At 64.9% G+C, this 15,441-nt stretch carries 14 protein-coding genes and 2 pseudogenes; 9 read left to right on the forward strand and 7 right to left on the reverse strand.

The features are described from left to right. Positions 1 to 23 precede the first annotated feature (23 nt). The 6 genes and pseudogenes from WMC41_RS05665 to WMC41_RS05690 all read left to right on the forward strand — a co-directional run bounded on the left by WMC41_RS05665 (position 24) and on the right by WMC41_RS05690 (position 5,394). Positions 24 to 653 carry a L,D-transpeptidase gene (locus WMC41_RS05665; protein WP_288081512.1) on the forward strand — a complete coding sequence of 210 codons (630 nt, stop codon included), beginning with the start codon at positions 24 to 26 and terminating at the stop codon, positions 651 to 653. Between the two features lie 372 nt (positions 654 to 1,025). After that, positions 1,026 to 1,535 (forward strand): annotated as a pseudogene (locus tag WMC41_RS05670) (glycine betaine ABC transporter substrate-binding protein); the annotation flags it as partial. Positions 1,536 to 1,630: 95 nt separating this feature from the next. Beyond that, positions 1,631 to 2,986 (forward strand): IS1380-like element ISPme1 family transposase, encoded by a 1,356-nt coding sequence (locus WMC41_RS05675; RefSeq protein WP_012112698.1) that lies wholly within the window; start codon positions 1,631 to 1,633, stop codon positions 2,984 to 2,986. Between the two features lie 246 nt (positions 2,987 to 3,232). Continuing rightward, positions 3,233 to 3,700: pseudogene (locus WMC41_RS05680) on the forward strand (glycine betaine ABC transporter substrate-binding protein); the annotation flags it as partial. Between the two features lie 145 nt (positions 3,701 to 3,845). Continuing rightward, positions 3,846 to 4,733: an ABC transporter permease gene (locus WMC41_RS05685; RefSeq protein ID WP_244769992.1), complete on the forward strand. Its 888-nt coding sequence runs from the start codon at positions 3,846 to 3,848 to the stop codon at positions 4,731 to 4,733. 76 nt (positions 4,734 to 4,809) lie between these two features. Next, positions 4,810 to 5,394 (forward strand): methyltransferase domain-containing protein, encoded by a 585-nt coding sequence (locus WMC41_RS05690; protein WP_432347280.1) that lies wholly within the window; start codon positions 4,810 to 4,812, stop codon positions 5,392 to 5,394. A gap of 3 nt (positions 5,395 to 5,397) precedes the next feature. Here the strand turns inward: WMC41_RS05690 and WMC41_RS05695 are convergent, their stop codons facing one another. Beyond that, entirely contained in the window at positions 5,398 to 6,306 is a 909-nt protein-coding gene (locus tag WMC41_RS05695; RefSeq protein WP_432347281.1) for a DMT family transporter, read from the reverse strand. Between the two features lie 140 nt (positions 6,307 to 6,446). Here WMC41_RS05695 and WMC41_RS05700 point away from each other — a divergent pair, with 140 nt between their 5' ends. Next, a complete protein-coding gene (locus tag WMC41_RS05700; RefSeq protein ID WP_244769995.1) occupies positions 6,447 to 6,917 on the forward strand; it encodes an Lrp/AsnC family transcriptional regulator in 471 nt (156 codons plus the stop codon). Between the two features lie 108 nt (positions 6,918 to 7,025). On the opposite strand, the gene WMC41_RS05705 is transcribed toward WMC41_RS05700, so the two are convergent. After that, positions 7,026 to 7,442 (reverse strand): DoxX family protein, encoded by a 417-nt coding sequence (locus WMC41_RS05705; RefSeq protein ID WP_432347282.1) that lies wholly within the window; start codon positions 7,440 to 7,442, stop codon positions 7,026 to 7,028. Between the two features lie 211 nt (positions 7,443 to 7,653). Next, positions 7,654 to 8,892: an MFS transporter gene (locus WMC41_RS05710; protein ID WP_244769997.1), complete on the reverse strand. Its 1,239-nt coding sequence runs from the start codon at positions 8,890 to 8,892 to the stop codon at positions 7,654 to 7,656. Positions 8,893 to 9,246: 354 nt separating this feature from the next. On the opposite strand from WMC41_RS05710, the gene WMC41_RS05715 reads away from it, so the two are divergent. Further along, complete coding sequence (locus WMC41_RS05715) at positions 9,247 to 10,185, forward strand: diacylglycerol/lipid kinase family protein (RefSeq protein ID WP_244769998.1); 939 nt, start codon at positions 9,247 to 9,249, stop codon at positions 10,183 to 10,185. 171 nt (positions 10,186 to 10,356) lie between these two features. Here WMC41_RS05715 and WMC41_RS05720 read toward each other — a convergent pair whose 3' ends face one another. Continuing rightward, positions 10,357 to 11,715, reverse strand: coding sequence for a glutamine synthetase family protein (locus WMC41_RS05720; RefSeq protein WP_244769999.1), 1,359 nt, complete (start codon positions 11,713 to 11,715; stop codon positions 10,357 to 10,359). A 147-nt stretch (positions 11,716 to 11,862) separates the two neighbouring features. Between WMC41_RS05720 and WMC41_RS05725 the strand changes: the two genes are divergently transcribed. Beyond that, the gene (locus WMC41_RS05725; RefSeq protein WP_432347283.1) at positions 11,863 to 13,236 is read left to right on the forward strand and encodes an aspartate aminotransferase family protein; all 1,374 of its coding nucleotides are present in this window, start codon (positions 11,863 to 11,865) and stop codon (positions 13,234 to 13,236) included. A gap of 5 nt (positions 13,237 to 13,241) precedes the next feature. Here the strand turns inward: WMC41_RS05725 and vapC are convergent, their stop codons facing one another. From vapC to WMC41_RS05740, 3 genes are all read right to left on the reverse strand, one after another. After that, the gene (gene vapC / locus WMC41_RS05730) at positions 13,242 to 13,631 is read right to left on the reverse strand and encodes a type II toxin-antitoxin system VapC family toxin (protein WP_244770001.1); all 390 of its coding nucleotides are present in this window, start codon (positions 13,629 to 13,631) and stop codon (positions 13,242 to 13,244) included. Further along, complete coding sequence (locus tag WMC41_RS05735) at positions 13,628 to 13,858, reverse strand: type II toxin-antitoxin system VapB family antitoxin (protein WP_244770002.1); 231 nt, start codon at positions 13,856 to 13,858, stop codon at positions 13,628 to 13,630. The genes vapC and WMC41_RS05735 overlap by 4 nt, the downstream gene beginning before the upstream one ends. Before the next feature lie 64 nt (positions 13,859 to 13,922). Then, positions 13,923 to 15,425 carry an AMP nucleosidase gene (locus WMC41_RS05740; protein WP_244770003.1) on the reverse strand — a complete coding sequence of 501 codons (1,503 nt, stop codon included), beginning with the start codon at positions 15,423 to 15,425 and terminating at the stop codon, positions 13,923 to 13,925. Positions 15,426 to 15,441: the final 16 nt, after the last annotated feature.

The following is a 15,441-nucleotide window of genomic DNA, read 5'->3' on the forward strand; positions in this document are numbered from 1 at the left end:
CGAAGTGTTAGGGGCTTTTGAACATGTCGATTTCCCGCCGCGGATTCCTGCTCGGCGCATCCGCATTGCTTGCCGGCTGCGCGACGAACGGCACCAGCGACCGTGCCAATTACGGCGACAGGCTGGACGAGAAATTTCCGCTGAAGGCGATCCCGCTCGACAAGATCAAGCCCGAGCTGCGCCGCCAGGAAGTCGCCTATGACACGGGCCATGCCGCCGGCACCATCGTGGTCGACACGCCGGCCCGCCGGCTCTACTACGTGCTCGGCAACGGCCGGGCGATGCGCTACGGCATCGGCGTCGGCCGCCAGGGCTATTCGCTGGCCGGCAGCGCCTATATCGGCCGCAAGGCGGAATGGCCGAGCTGGACGCCGACGCCGAACATGATCCGTCGCGATCCCGGGAAGAACCTGAAATATGCTGGCGGCGTGCCCGGCGGCCTCAACAACCCGCTCGGCGCCCGCGCCATCTACCTCTACCAGAACGGCAACGACACGATGTTCCGCATCCATGGCACCAACCAGCCGTGGTCGATCGGCGAGGCCATGTCGAGCGGCTGCGTGCGCATGCTCAACCAGGACGTGATCGACCTCTACGACCGGGTGAAGACCGGCGGGCGCGTCCATGTCATCCAGGGCCGGCGCATGGCCTGACGGCGGCACAGTCGCGACATCGCGCCGGTGGCGCGCGGCAGGAGGGTCGGCTTTCGCCGACCCTTTTGGCGTTTTCATTCTTTGAAAAAACTGAATTGCATCATAACATTGCCATTGCGACGCCAAGCTTGGACAAAGTCGGGGCAGTCTTGCGAATTTGGCCTTTCCATGACGCATAGGGGTCAATGGCAGACGCATTCGTGCCGGCATTCGACTCCGTAGCTGCAAAAGTCGAGGCTGCGGCATCGTGGAAAGAGAAGGCCCCCGACTGGCCCTGTCCAAGATGGATCCGCAGAGGGATCACGGGCCCGGCGCCGGCGGTGCAGCGGGTTCCTGTCGGCACAATGACACCGCCGAAATGAGGGAACGGATATGAAACATCTTCTAGCTTCCACCTGCCTCGTCGCCGGCCTTCTGGCCATGACGGGCGCGGCACGCGCCGAATGCGGCGACGTGACCATTGCCAGCATGAACTGGCAGAGCGCCGAGGTTCTCGCCGCGCTCGACAAGTTCATCCTGACCGAGGGCTATGGCTGCAATGCCGAGGTCATCGTCGGCGACACGGTTCCGACCATCACCTCGATGATCGAGAAGGGCGCGCCGGACCTGGCGCCCGAAGGCTGGGTCGACCTCCTGCCGGACGTCGTCAACCGCGGCATCGAGGAAGGCAAGCTGATCGGCGCCGCCGTCGCCCTTTCCGACGCCGCCGTGCAGGGCTGGTGGATTCCGAAATACATCGCCGACGCCAACCCCGACATCAAGACGATCGACGACGCGCTGAAGCACCCCGAACTGTTCCCGGATCCGGAGGACAAGTCGAAGGGCGCCGTGCACAACGGCCCGCAGGGCTGGGGCGGTACGGTCGTGACCAGCCAGCTCTACACCCACATTCTCCAAGTAAGTCGCTGATTTCGCTGTCGTAATCGTGATATTTCGCATATAAATCATGGCGTTGACGGCTGCGAGGGGCGCGTTTCATGGATCACCTGGAGGGTGCGGGCTTGGCGCGGGGAGATCGGGTTGATTTCGACCGCCGTGTGCGTCTGGAGTTCCGTGGTGCGCAGATCAGTTCAGACGGTGGCCTGCTGGTGATGCGCGAGCTTGATGACGTGCTCGGCCTGTCCAATCTGGCGTCGGAGGCGCTGCGAGACAGCCGCACCGGGAAGAACACGCTCCATCGGCTTGACGGATTGTTCCGGCAATCGGTGTTCGGACGACTGGCCGGATACGAGGATGTGAACGATGCCGACCGCTTGGCCCTCGATCCCGTGATGCGTCAGGTCGTTGGCGGCAGGGCCGTCGAGGCGCAAGCTGCTTCGGCATCGCAGATGGGACGGTTCGAGACCGAGACGCTGGCTCTGGCCGCGAACCGGGCGGCGCTGGCCGATCTGAACGGCCAATGGATCGACCGGTTTCATGACCGCAACGGGTTGAAATACATCGTGCTGGACATGGACAGCTCGGTCAGCCCCACCCACGGCGATCAGGAAGGTGCTGCCTGGAACGGGCATTTCGACTGCACCTGCTATCACCCCATCTTCTTGTTCAACCAGTTTGGCATGCTGGAGCGCTGCGCCCTGCGTAACGGCAATGTCCACAGCGCCGATGGCTGGCGGGATGTCCTTGATCCCGTCATTGCCCGATATGCTGGCCGCGACCTTGGTGGACGCTTCTTCCGGGCCGACGCTGCCTACGCGATCCCCGCGATCTATATGCGGCTGGAAGAAGCCAGGTTCTTCTACGCCATCCGTCTGCCCGCCAACGCCGTCTTGCGCGAGAAGATCGCGCATCGGCTGACACGGCCCGTGGGACGGCCTTCGCTGACCAAGGTCAAACGGTTCTTCGAGGACTTCGAGTATCAGGCGGCGTCCTGGGACAAGCCGCGCCGCGTCATCGCCAAGATCGAATGGCATCCGGGCGAGCTGTTCCCCAAAGTCGGCTTCATCGTCACCAACCTGCCGATGGAGCCAGACTGGGTGGTGAGGTTCTACAACCAGCGCGGCACCGCAGAGCAGCACATCAAGGAAGGCAAATATGCCTTTCGCTGGACGCGGCTGTCATGCCGGAAGTTCCGGCACAACGAGGTGCGGCTGCAACTGCACGCGCTGGCCTACAACCTGGCAACCTTCCTGCGCTGCATCGAACTGCCCGAGGCCATGGCGGACTGGTCGTTGACCAGCCTGCAACTCAAGCTGATCAAGATCGGCGCCCGCGTCGTCCGCCACGCCCGCGCCATTACCTTCCAGTTGGCCGAGGTCGCCGTCACCGGCCCGATGGTGCGGGCCGTCCTTGCCGCCATCCGCCGTCTTCGAACGCCTCCGTCATGCGCATGACCACGATCCATGCCCAAGCTGAACGAAAGCGGCAGGACAGGTCCGTCTGCCGCGCGGAAAAGCGGCTCTGCCGGGCCAGAATGCTGCGGGTTCGAGGCTTGATCCACCCGACTTCGGCCGTTTGCGCGACGACAGACACCGCTCGGGGCGAAAAACGCTTGCCCAGCGAGCAAAATCAGGCGATCTTGAAGTCAAGCGGCAGGCCACTTGGGGAATGTCGGCTACAAGGCCTATGGCGGGGAAGCGGCGAACTTCACGCTGGTCGACACCGGCTCGGCCGCCGGCCTCGACGGCTCGATCGCGAAGGCCTACGAGCGCAAGGAAGGCTGGGTCGGCTACTACTGGGCGCCGACGGCCCTTCTCGGCAAGTACGAGATGGTGAAGCTCGAGCACGGCGTGCCCTATGACGCCGCCGAGTGGAAGCGCTGCAACACGGTCGCCGATTGCCCGGACCCGAAGAAGAACGACTGGCCGAAGGACAAGGTCCAGACGCTGGTGACCAAGACCTTCTCCGACCGCGCCGGCGCCGATGTCATGGGCTATCTCAACAAGCGCGCCTGGTCGAACGACACGGTCAACAAGCTGATGGCGTGGATGACCGACAACCAGGCGAGCGGCGACGATGGCGCCAAGCATTTCCTGGAGGAGAACGAAGCCCTCTGGAAGGAATGGGTCTCGCCGGAAGCGGCCGAGAAGATCAAGGCCGCGCTCTGACCGGCTGATCAAACCGGGCGGCGCGTCCTCGGGCGCGCCGCTCCATCTTCGTTTCATCACATGCCGCCGGCGCCTGTTCGGGCGGCATCTATCAGGGTTGGCTTGAAGACCGACGCAGATCGGTCGGAGCCGGAAGGGGATCGACATGGAATGGTTCACGAAATTTCCGACGATGGACGCGAATACCCTGCGCGATCTCAAGAAGACGATCGATGAGGGCTTCCGCACCTTCACCCGCGCCTACGGCGACGGCATCGAATCGATCTTCGAGCCGCTGCAGCACTTTCTGATCTGGTCCGAGCGCTTCATGACGCGCACGCCCTGGCCGATCATCCTGCTATTGATCGCGCTCGTCGCCTGGTTCGCCAGCCGCAACTGGAAGATCGTCGCCGGCGCGGTCGGCACGCTGCTGGTCATCGGCTATTTCGACATGTGGGACGACACGATGAAGACGGTCTCGATGATCTTCGTCTGTACCGTGCTTTCCATCGTCATCGGCATCCCGATCGGCATCCTCATGTCGCGCTCGGACCGGGTGCAGAACGTCATCAACCCGGTCCTCGACGTCATGCAGACCATGCCGAGCTTCGTTTATCTCATCCCGGTCGTCATGCTGCTCGGCATCGGCAAGGTGCCGGGGCTCATCGCGGTGGTCATCTACGCCATCCCGCCGATGATTCGCCTCACCAATCTCGGCATCCGCCTCGTCGACAAGGACGTCCTGGAGGCGGCGGACGCCTTCGGTTCGTCGAGCTGGCAGAAGCTGAAGAACGTGCAGATGCCGCTGGCGCTGCCCACCATCATGGCCGGCATCAACCAGACGATCATGATGGCGCTCGCCATGGTGGTCATCGCCTCGATGATCGGCGTGCAGGGCCTCGGCCAGCCGGTGCTGAAGGCGATCTCCAACCAGTATTTCACGCTCGGCATCTTCAACGGCCTCGCCATCGTCGGCATCGCGATCATCTTCGACCGCGTCAGCCAGGCCTTCGGCAAGCGCCTGCAGAAGCACCGCGAGATCATTCACGGTTGATCGCACGCGCGATGTCGCAATATCCTGCGGCCCGGTGGCCGCAGGATTCTCCGGCCGGAACAGCGAGCGCCGGTCGATGCAAGGCAGCACCCTCGACTTCTACAACTCCCATGCGGCCGCCTTTGCCGCGGATGGGAACAGGCCAAACCCGAAACTCTTCCCGTTCCTGCAGCGCTGCAAGGCCGGCGGCAGGATCCTCGAACTGGGCACCGGCGGCGGCGTCGATGCCGCGGCCATCCTTGCCGCGGGCTTTGCGCTGGATGCGACGGATGGATCGGCGGAACTCGCCGCCATCGCCTCGCGGCGGCTCGGCCAGCCGGTCCGCACCATGCTGTTCCAGGAACTGGACGTGGAGGAGGTCTATAACGGGGTCTATGCCTGTGCATCCCTGACTCATGTTGCCCGCGACGAGCTTGCCGGCGTGATCGGCAAGGTGCACACGGCCCTCGTGAAAGGCGGCGTCGCCTGGGCCAGCTTCAAGGCGGGATCCGCCGAAAGCGCCGACGCCCTCGGCCGCCACTACAACTATCTGTCGGTGAAGGAACTGACGGCCTGCTGGCGGGACAGCGGTCCGTGGGCTTCGCTGGAAGTGGAAAGCTGGAGCGGCGGTGCCTATGACCGCCGCCCCACCGACTGGATCGCCGTTACCGCGATCCGCTAGATGTCAGCGTTTCGGCGAGAGGACGCCGGTGGAGAGGGCGACGCCTGCCCCGACGACCAGCGCCGCCGTGATCTCCGCCGCGCCGAAGCTCTCGCCGAGGAACACCGCGCCGCCGAGCGTCGCCAGCACCGGCGTGATGGCGGTGAAGGCGGCGGCCTGGCTGCCGCCAAGCGTGCGGATGGCGGTGCCATAGGCGAAGGTGGCGATGAGGCCGGACAGGATGCCCTGGCTGGTGACCTGCAGCGCGAGGTCGGGCAGGGAGGCCTCGCCAAGATGCGTGCCGAAGAGCGCGGCCAAGACGAGATGGATCAGGAAGGACCAGACGGCGATGAGGGCCGCGCCTTCGAGGGCGGAAAGGCCCGAGCGGCGGAAGGCATGGGTGAAGCCGGCCCAGAGCACGGCGCCGAGCGGCAGCAGCAGGAAGCCGGTCATGGTCATGCCGCTCTTCTGCAGGCTGGCGGCAAGCAGGATGACGACGCCGGCGACGATGGCCGCAAGCCCGGCAAGCCGCATGCGATCCGGCCGCTCGCCGAACAGCGTGATGCCGATGAGGGCCGTCGCGAGCGGCATGGACCCGCCGAGCAGGATGCCGCCGGGCGCGGCGGGCGTGGTGTGCAGTGCCGCCGCCGTCACCTGGAAGAACAGGGCGCCGGCGCCCGCCACCATCACGACGACGAGCCTTGCCGGCACAGGATTCGGCAGCAGCCCGGTCCTTAGCCAGACCGGCGCGAGGAGGAGGGCGGGCACGCCGTAGCGGATGAGGCCGATATCGATCGTGCCGAGCGGGGTCGCCGCCGTGTGGCGCGTCGCGAGCACCCAGGTCGCCCAGATCAGGACCGTGACGACCGCGCCGGCATAACCGGCGACGAGGGGATTGGTCTTCCCCTCGGAAGAAAGCGAGACCATGGCCATGGCGATGTCCTTTCTGCGCTGTGGCTCAATTCATGGTCAGACTCTAGCGCCGAAGGCCGGGGCATGTCCTTGCGTGTTGTGCCTTCAGAAATGTAGGATGCGCACGATCATGCCAAAAACTATCGAAAAAGTTCTCGAATATGCCAAATCTTGATAAATTCGACATCGCCATCCTCAAGGTGCTGCAGGAGGATGCGCGCGCGACCAATGTGGAGATCGCCGAGCGGGTGAACCTGTCGCCGTCGCCCTGCCTGCGCCGCATCCGCAACCTGGAGAAATCCGGCGTGCTGCGCGGCTATCGCGCCGATATCGACCGCAAGGAGGTCGGCCTCGGCCTCACCGTCTTCGTGGAGATCAAGGTGGGGCAGCACAGCCGGGAGAATGCGGCCGCCCAGCAGCAGGCGCTGCTCGCCATTCCCGAGGTCGTCTCCTGCTTCCTCATTTCCGGCAATGCGGATTTTCTGGCGGAAGTGGTGGTGGAGGACCTGTCGGCCTATGAGACGCTGCTGACCGAAACCCTGCTCGCTTTGCCCGGCGTCACCGACATCCGCTCCAATTTCGCGATCCGCAGCATCAAGACGGGCGGCCCGCTGAAGCTGCCGACGCTGTGATACGGAAAACCGCCCCGACGAGCGGCGTCGGGGCGGTTGGGACGGCCGGAGAGGCAGGGCCGTCCAGGGCGTGCCCCCGGAGAGAGGGGGGCGCCGCCCGGCCTGTCGTCACTGCGCAGGGACGACAGGCGCTTTCGAGGATTTCCAGGCGACGACCATCAGCGCGCCGATGACGGTGATGTGCTCCATGACGACATGGAATTCGATCGTGCGCATCGGCTCCTGCATGGTCCAGAACGTGTGCGCGATCGGGATGGTGAGGGCGGTGAAGACGGCGAGCATGCCGGCGCCGAGCCAGGTCCAGCGGTTGGCGATGATCAGCACCGATCCGACGATCTGGGTGACGGCGGTGGCGATGTTGAAGAGGGCGGGGGGCTCCAGCCCGAAATGCGCCATTTCGGCGATGCCGGCGTTGAAATCGGCGAGTTTCGCGATGCCCGAGAGCCAGAACATCGAGGTGAGGATCGTGCGGGCAAGCAAGCCGAAGGCGCGGCTGCCGGTGATGCTGTCGATAAGGGCGGACATGCAATGTCTCCAGGGGCGTTCATGGGCCTGCGGAGTGTCTTTCGACCGTTCTCCGATTGCAACCCGCCGTTTCATTCGAGGCGTTCGGCGGGTTGCGATGACCTATGTCTACCAGAGTTCCGGCCCGGCCCTGTCACCCTGGTAACAGGACGCACAAACGAAAGCGGCGCCCGAAGCGGGCGCCGCGCAGATCGTTTCCGGTCGTGGCGGATCACTCGGCCGGGCAGGCCGGCGTTGCCGCCCGCTCGGTCTTTTCAAGCGCCAGGGAGACGAGGAAGACCCCGAAGCCGACGACGGCGGTCGCCGCCCCCACGAAGCCCATCGCGCCGTAGCCGTAGCCGGCGCTGATCGCCATGCCGCCGAAGAGCGCGCCGAGCGCGTTGGCGACGTTGAAGGCGGAGTGGTTGAGCGCGGCGGCGAGGGTCTGCGCATCGCCGGCCACATCCATAAGCCGCGTCTGCAGCGCCGGGCCGACGACGAAGCTGCAGCCGATGAGGAAGCAGCAGATGCCGAGCAGGACCGGGTTCTCCGCCGTCAGCGACAGGCTGACCAGCACGAAGAAATAGAGCGCCAGCGACCAGCCGATGGTGCGCATCAGCGAGAGGTCGGCCAGCTTGGCGCCGAAAATGTTGCCGACGATCATGCCGCAGCCGAAGATCGCCATGATGACCGGCACCATGCCGACATGGAGCCCCGCGACCTCGGTGACGATCGGCGAGATGTAGGAGAAGACCGCGAACATGCCGCAGAAGCCGCTCGCGGCGATGCCGAGCGTCAGCCAGACCTGCTTGCGCTTCAGCGCGCCGAGCTCGGTGAGCGCGTTGATGCCCTTCGGTGCCTTGTCGCGCGGCAGGAAGATGGCGATGAGCGCGACCGTCAGCAGGCCGGTGATGCCGACGGCGACGAACATGAACTGCCAGTCGAATACCTGGCCGAAGAAGGCGGCGAGCGGCGTACCGATCAGCGTGGCGACGGTGAGCCCCAGCATGACCTTGCCGACTGCCTGCGTGCGCCTGTTGACCGGCACCATGGAGGCGGCGACGAGCGCGGCGACGCCGAAATAGGCGCCGTGCGGCAGGCCGGAAAGGAAACGGAAGAGGATGAAGCTCTCGAAGGTGGGCGCGACGGCGCTGGCAAGGTTGCCGGCGGCAAACAGGCCCATCAGCACGAGCAGCAGGTCGCGCCGGCGGAACCGCGCGCCGACGACGGCGATGACCGGCGCGCCGACCACCACGCCGAAGGCATAGGCGCTGATGACATAACCGGCCTCGGCCGTCGTCACGCCGAAAGTGGTGCCGACATCCGGCAGGAGGCCCATGATGGCGAATTCGCCGGTGCCGATGCCGAAGCTGCCGACGGCGAGCGCCAGGATGATGAGGGTGACGGTGAGCGCCGAAAGCGGCGGCTGCCCGGAGGAGAGGGCGGCATGGGGCAAGGCATGTTCGGACACGGGATGGCTCCGCAGGGATTGCCCAGGCGCGACAAACCGGTGACAGACCCTGCACGGGCGGCCACTCCTCCTGGCTGCTGATGCGGTATGGTCCGGCCGGAAGGGCCACGATGGGGAAGGTACAGTCCGGCCGGCATGCGTACTCCCGACGCAGGCGACCGGCCGGCAATATATCAGAGCCGGGCGTGCTGCCTACTGCGATTTTTCACCCGTCCCGCATTTGGCCGGGGCATGCGCGCTCACGAATTATTGCACCCTGTTGCGCGATCGCCTGTTAATCGCCGCTTTCTCGCTTATCTAATGGGATCCACAATCACCCATCAGGCGTTCTCGGCCAAGACGCGGAGTATGCGAATGAGAGTACAGGCGATATTCAACAGGGACGGGGGGACGTTCCGCACCACCGACATGGAGGCCTATGCGCGCCACGCGGAGAAGGTCTTCTACGAGGCGGGGCACCACCTCGACTGCGATATCGTCGAGGGAGCCGATATCGAGATGGCGCTGCGCCGCTGCTCGGACCGCACGGATCTCGACGCGATGCTGGCCGGCGGCGGCGACGGCACGGTTTCGGCCGCGGCCGGCCTTGCCTGGCAGAACAGGATGCCGCTCGGCATCATCCCGGCCGGCACCATGAACCTCTTTGCCCGCTCGCTGAACATCCCGCTCGACATCTGGCAGGCGATCGACGCGCTTGCGGACGGCGACATCGCGGCGGCCGACATCGGCACGGCGGACGACCGGGCCTTCGTGCACCAGTTCTCCGCCGGGCTGCACGCCCGCATGGTGCGCCTGCGCAACGCCATGACCTACCGCTCGCGCATGGGCAAGATCGCCGCCAACACCCGTGCTGCCGTCGGCGTCATCTTCGACCCGCCGGAATTCGAGGTGCAGTTCACCGTCGATGGCGCCGAGGAGCACCGCAAGGTCTCCGCCATCAACGTCTCGAACAACCGCTTCGGCGAGAACGGCCTGCTCTATGCCGATGACCTCACCGGCGGCCATCTCGGCTTCTACACGACGAATCCGCTGAAGCCGGCGGGTGTCGCCAAGCTCGCCTTCGACATCCTGCGCGGCAAGCTGCGGGAGAATGCCGACGTCACCGAGATGACCGGCACCGCCGTCGACCTGCATTTCCCCAAGGTCGACCGGGCGATCAACTGCGTCATCGACGGCGAACTGCTGCCGATGGACCGTGACGTCTCGATCCGGCTGCATCCGGGCGAACTGAAGGTCATGGTGCCGAAGGTGCAGGCGAAGAACATGGCGACGACCGAGCCGGCCGCGGCTTGAGGCCGTGTCACGGGCTGCCCCTTATCCTAACCCTCTCCCCGCAAGCGGGGAGAGGGGACTTGCCTCACGAACGGTCATTGGCCGGGGAAACCGGCGCGGCATATCCCCTTCGCCCCGCTTGCGGGGAGAAGGTGGCCGGCAGGCCGGATGAGGGGCGGGGTGCCGCCTTCGTCAAATCCGCGGCAGATAGGTCTGGTAGTCGAAATCCGAGACCGTGCGCAGATAGACGATCGCCTCCTTGCGCTTCGTATCGCCGTAGAGCTTCTGGTATTCGGCGCCAAAGGCATCCCGGATGAAGGGCGAGGCTGAAAATTCCTCGACCGCCGTCAGGAAATCGTGCGTCAGGCGCTTGGCGTCCGGCGCGTCCTTGCCCGGCTCCGTCACGGGGCCCGGATCGAGATTCTCATCGAGGCCGAGCAGGATGCCGCCGAGGATCGCGGTCAAGAGCAGGTACGGGTTGACGTCGGCGCCCGCCACGCGATGCTCGACGCGCGCCGCCGGGCCGTCCTTGTCCGGAATGCGGATGGCGGTGCCGCGATGGCCGAACCCCCAGGTGAGATCGACCGGCGCGAAGGAGCCGGGCTGGAAGCGCCGGTAGGAATTGGCGAAGGGCGCGAAGACGAGCTGCGCATCGCGCATCGTCTGCAGCATGCCGGCGCAGACGGATTTCAGCTTCGCCGGTTCGCCGCCCCTGGCGTCGAGGATGTTCTTGCCGTCCCGGTCGATGACGCTGCAATGCACATGCAGGCCGGAACCCGCCTGGTCGGCATAGGGCTTCGCCATGCAGGTGGATTTGAGGCCGAAGCGGCGCGCGGCCTGCTCGGCGATGCGCTTCAGGTAGATGCAGTCGTCGGCGGCGGCAAGCGCGTCCGGCCGGTGCAGGAGGTTGATCTCGAACTGGCCGGGGCCGAATTCCGCCGTCGTCGCATCGGCGGGCAGGTCCATGGCCTTGGCCCAGGCCCGCACCGTCTGGAGATAGTCGTCGAGCGCATCCGTCGCGCGCATGTCGTAGAGCTGGAAACCGTTCGGCTGGTCGCGGTACATCAGCGCCGCCGGCGGGCGGGGCTTGCCGGTCACGCGAAAATCGTCCTCCACCACGTAGAATTCCAGCTCCGTCGCGACGACGGGCGTCAAACCCCTGTCGTCGAAGCGCTTCAGCATGCGGGCGAGGATGGCGCGCGGGTCCATGAAGGAGGGCGAGCCGTCGAATTCGTGCATGGTGGCGAGCACCTGCCGGGAGCCTTCCGGGGCCCAGGGCATGGCCGTCAGCGAGCGGCGGTCGGGAATGCACACACCGTCCGGGTCGCCGACGGAAAGGGACAAGCCCGTGATGTCGTCATTGTCGTCGCCCCAGATGTCGAGCGACTGGGTGGAGGAGGGCAGGCGCACCGAACCGTCCCAGATCTTCTTCTCGCCTTCCGGCGGAACCTGCTTGCCGCGCAGGTCCCCGTTCATGCCGACGAGGAGGATTTCGATACGGGGCGGGGTATTGGCGGGCGGCGAACCGGCTGCCTTGGTGTCGTTTGTCATGGTGCCTGCTTCGGTTTGGCGGGAAGCATGGACAAGAAATTTGCTTTCGCTCGATCTCTTGCCAAATGCCTGTTGTATGGGCATTTTCGTAACCCATTCTGTCCCGCCGTTCAATAAGGCGGGATCTACCCCCAAGGATGTAGTCAAATGTCGAACAGCAGTGCAGCAGCCGTTTCCAACCTCGGTGCCCTCGATGCCGCCCATCATCTTCATCCCTTCTCGGACATGAAGAAGCTGAACGCGGCCGGCACGCGCATCATCGAGCGCGGCGAAGGGTGCTACATCTTCGACAACCACGGCAAGCGCTATCTCGACGGCTTCGCCGGCCTCTGGTGCGTGAACATCGGCTATGGCCGCAAGGAGATCGCCGAGGCCGTCATGCGCCAGATGAACGAGCTGCCCTACTACAACACCTTCTTCGGCACGACGACGCCGCCGGCCGTGCTGCTCGCCCAGAAGATCACCTCCCATGCCGGCCCGAACATCAACCGCGTCTTCTTCACGGGCTCCGGCTCGGAGGCCAACGACACCTGGTTCCGCATGGCCCGCGTCTATTGGGGCGCCATGGGCAAGCCGACCAAGAAGGCGATCATCGCCCGCAAGAACGGCTATCACGGCTCCACCGTCGCCGGCGCCTCGCTCGGCGGCATGAAGTGGATGCACGAGCAGGGCGACCTGCCGATCGAGGGCATCCACCACATCGACCAGCCCTTCTGGTACGCCGAGGGCGGCGACCTCTCGCCGGAGGAATTCGGCCTGAAGATGGCCCGCCAGCTGGAGGAGAAGATCGACGAGCTCGGCGAGGACAATGTCGCCGCCTTCGTCGCCGAGCCGATCCAGGGCGCGGGCGGCGTCATCGTGCCGCCGGCCACCTACTGGCCGGAGATCGCCCGCATCTGCAAGGCGAAGAACATCCTGCTCGTCGCCGACGAGGTGATCTGCGGCTTCGGCCGCACCGGCCACTGGTTCGGCCACCAGCATTTCGGCGTGGAGCCTGACCTCGCGCCGATCGCCAAGGGCCTTTCCTCCGGATATCTGCCGATCGGCGGCGTCATGGTGTCCGACCGCGTCGGCAATGTGCTGGTGGAAGAAGTCGGCGATTTCAACCACGGCTTCACCTATTCCGGCCACCCGGTCTGCGCCGCCGCGGCGCTGGAGAACCTGCGCATCATCGAGGACGAAAAGCTCGTCGAGCGCGTGCACGACGACATCGGCCCCTATCTCGCCGCAGGCCTCAAATCGCTGGAGAACCTGCCGATCGTCGGTCAGGTCCAGCAGGTCGGCCTGATGGCCGCCGTCCAGCTCGCCGAGGACAAGGCGACACGCAAACGCTTCGAGGACAAGGAAAAGGCCGGCGTCACCGTGCGCAACCATTGCCTGGAAAACGGCCTCGTGCTGCGCGCCACCGGCGACCGCATGCTCTTCTCCCCGCCGCTCGTCATCACCCACGCGGAAGTCGACCAGATGATCGACATCACCCGCAAGGGGCTGGAGCATGCGTGGAAAGTGCTGACGGCCTGAGAAGTTCAGGCGATCCGAAGGCCGAGATGCTCGGCCATCGGATCGAAATCCCTGTCTGCATGGAGCAGGCTGTAGCCATGCTCCATGCAATAGGTGCCGATGATGAGGTCGGCGGTCTTGCGGATGGTGATGCCCTTTGAACGGAGAAGGCGGAAATTCGCGGCGGCTTTTACTGCAATTTCTGGCGAAAGCATCGCGGCTTGCGCGAAGGCCGCCAACTCTTTCTGCAGGTCGGTCGCATGCTTATCGCTACGAGCGCCGCGCAGAACTTCCAATAAGACGATATCGCCAACGATGATTTGTGCCGGGTTCGAAATTGCCCTGAGCCGCATGACCTCGGGCGTATCGCGGTCGTGGATCAGCGCGATCCAGACAGAACTATCGACAGCGATCATTCCGCAGCGTCTGGAAGCAATTCTTCGTCCGGATCGATATCCGTGCGCATCTCGTCGAGGTCGCCCTCCCAGCCCATGCCGCGAAGGTTTTCGAGAGCTTCGCGGCGCTGGCAATTTTGCACGAGTTCACGAAGCGCCAGATCCACGATAGCCTTCTTCGTGGGCAGGCCGGTGAATTCTTTTGCTTTCGCAATCAAATCGTCATCGAGATCGATGTTTGTGCGCATGGCAACCTCGCATGTGTATGAAACAGGAAGATCATACACCAAGGCGAGGTCCCTTACAACAAAGTCACTGAAACGCCGTCTCGAAGAAGCTCCTCAGCTTGCGCGAATGCAGCTTCTCCGTCGGCATGCCCGCGAGCTTTTCCAGCGCCCGGATCCCGATCCGCAGATGCTGGTTCACCTGCGTCCGGTAGAAGGCCGTCGCCATGCCCGGCAGCTTCAATTCGCCGTGCAGCGGCTTGTCGGAAACGCACAGCAGCGTGCCGTAAGGCACGCGGAAGCGGAAGCCGTTGGCGGCGATGGTGGCCGATTCCATGTCGAGCGCGATGGCGCGGGACTGGGAGAGGCGTTTGACGGGGCCGCGCTGGTCGCGCAGTTCCCAGTTGCGGTTGTCGATCGTCGCCACGGTGCCGGTGCGCATGATGCGTTTCAGGTCATAACCTTCGAGGCCCGTCACCTCCTCGACGGCGCTTTCCAGCGCCACCTGCACCTCGGCGAGCGCCGGAATCGGCACCCAGACCGGCAGGTCGTCGTCGAGCACATGGTCCTCGCGTACATAGGCGTGGGCCAGCACGTAGTCGCCGAGCGTCTGGCTGTTCCTGAGGCCCGCGCAATGGCCGAGCATCAGCCAGGCATGCGGACGCAGCACGGCGATATGGTCGGTGATCGTCTTGGCATTGGAGGGGCCGACGCCGATATTGACCAGCGTGATGCCGCCATGGCCCTTCTTCTTGATGTGGTAGGCCGGCATCTGCGGCAGGCGGGCGAGCGTCAGGTCGGTCTCCGGCATGTCGGCGCCGGCGGGTGTGATGATGTTGCCGGGCTCGACGAAGGCCGTATAGCCGTTGCCTCCCTCGGCCATCTGCAGGCGCGCCCAGGCGCAGAATTCGTCGACATAGAACTGGTAGTTCGTAAAGAGCACAAAATTCTGGAAATGGTTGGCGCTCGTCGCCGTGTAGTGGCTGAGGCGGGCGAGCGAATAATCGATGCGCTGCGCGGTGAAGGGCGCGAGCGGCGAGGGTTCGCCGGGACCGGGCTCATAGGCGCCGTTGGCGATCTCGTCGTCGGTGGTGGTGAGGTCCGGCGCATCGAAGAGATCGCGCAGCGGAAGCTCGATGCCCTCGGCGATCTCCGCCTCCACATAGGCGCCTTCGCCGAAGGCGAAGTGCAGCGGGATCGGCGTCGTCGATTCCGACACGATGACGCGAACGCCGTGGTTGCGCATCAAAAGGCCGAGCTGTTCCTTGAGATAGTGCCGGAAGAGTTTCGGCCGCGTGATGGTGGTCGTGTAGACGCCGGGCGAGGCGACGTAACCGTAGGACAGGCGGGAATCGACATGGCCGAAGCTGGTCGTCTCGATGGAGACCTGGGGGTAGCAGGCGCGGAAGCGCTTGTCCGGCGTGCCGTTCCTGCCGAGCGAAACGAAGGCGTCGGTCAGGAAGGTCGTGTTGCGGTCGTAGAGGGCCTGCAGGGCATCGACGGCGGCCGTGGAATCCTCGAAGGATTGCGGCTCGTAGGGCTCGGGTGTCGCGAAGGAAAGAGGCTTGGGGGAGAAGATTCGTTTGCTCATGAATCACTATAGGTGT

The sequence above is a fragment of the Shinella yambaruensis genome (genome assembly GCF_050859155.1).
Classification (GTDB): Bacteria; Pseudomonadota; Alphaproteobacteria; order Rhizobiales; family Rhizobiaceae; genus Shinella; species Shinella yambaruensis.

Excerpts from the sequence above, each read along its gene's own strand:
- WMC41_RS05665 (WP_288081512.1), top strand. The coding sequence starts at position 24 with ATGTCGATTTCCCGCCGCGGATTCCTGCTCGGCGCATCCGCATTGCTT.
- WMC41_RS05675 (WP_012112698.1), top strand. The coding sequence starts at position 1,631 with ATGGATCACCTGGAGGGTGCGGGCTTGGCGCGGGGAGATCGGGTTGAT.
- WMC41_RS05685 (WP_244769992.1), top strand. The coding sequence starts at position 3,846 with ATGGAATGGTTCACGAAATTTCCGACGATGGACGCGAATACCCTGCGC.
- WMC41_RS05690 (WP_432347280.1), top strand. The coding sequence starts at position 4,810 with ATGCAAGGCAGCACCCTCGACTTCTACAACTCCCATGCGGCCGCCTTT.
- WMC41_RS05695 (WP_432347281.1), bottom strand. The coding sequence starts at position 6,306 with ATGGCCATGGTCTCGCTTTCTTCCGAGGGGAAGACCAATCCCCTCGTC.
- WMC41_RS05700 (WP_244769995.1), top strand. The coding sequence starts at position 6,447 with ATGCCAAATCTTGATAAATTCGACATCGCCATCCTCAAGGTGCTGCAG.
- WMC41_RS05705 (WP_432347282.1), bottom strand. The coding sequence starts at position 7,442 with ATGTCCGCCCTTATCGACAGCATCACCGGCAGCCGCGCCTTCGGCTTG.
- WMC41_RS05715 (WP_244769998.1), top strand. The coding sequence starts at position 9,247 with ATGAGAGTACAGGCGATATTCAACAGGGACGGGGGGACGTTCCGCACC.
- WMC41_RS05720 (WP_244769999.1), bottom strand. The coding sequence starts at position 11,715 with ATGACAAACGACACCAAGGCAGCCGGTTCGCCGCCCGCCAATACCCCG.
- WMC41_RS05725 (WP_432347283.1), top strand. The coding sequence starts at position 11,863 with ATGTCGAACAGCAGTGCAGCAGCCGTTTCCAACCTCGGTGCCCTCGAT.
- vapC (WP_244770001.1), bottom strand. The coding sequence starts at position 13,631 with ATGATCGCTGTCGATAGTTCTGTCTGGATCGCGCTGATCCACGACCGC.
- WMC41_RS05735 (WP_244770002.1), bottom strand. The coding sequence starts at position 13,858 with ATGCGCACAAACATCGATCTCGATGACGATTTGATTGCGAAAGCAAAA.
- WMC41_RS05740 (WP_244770003.1), bottom strand. The coding sequence starts at position 15,425 with ATGAGCAAACGAATCTTCTCCCCCAAGCCTCTTTCCTTCGCGACACCC.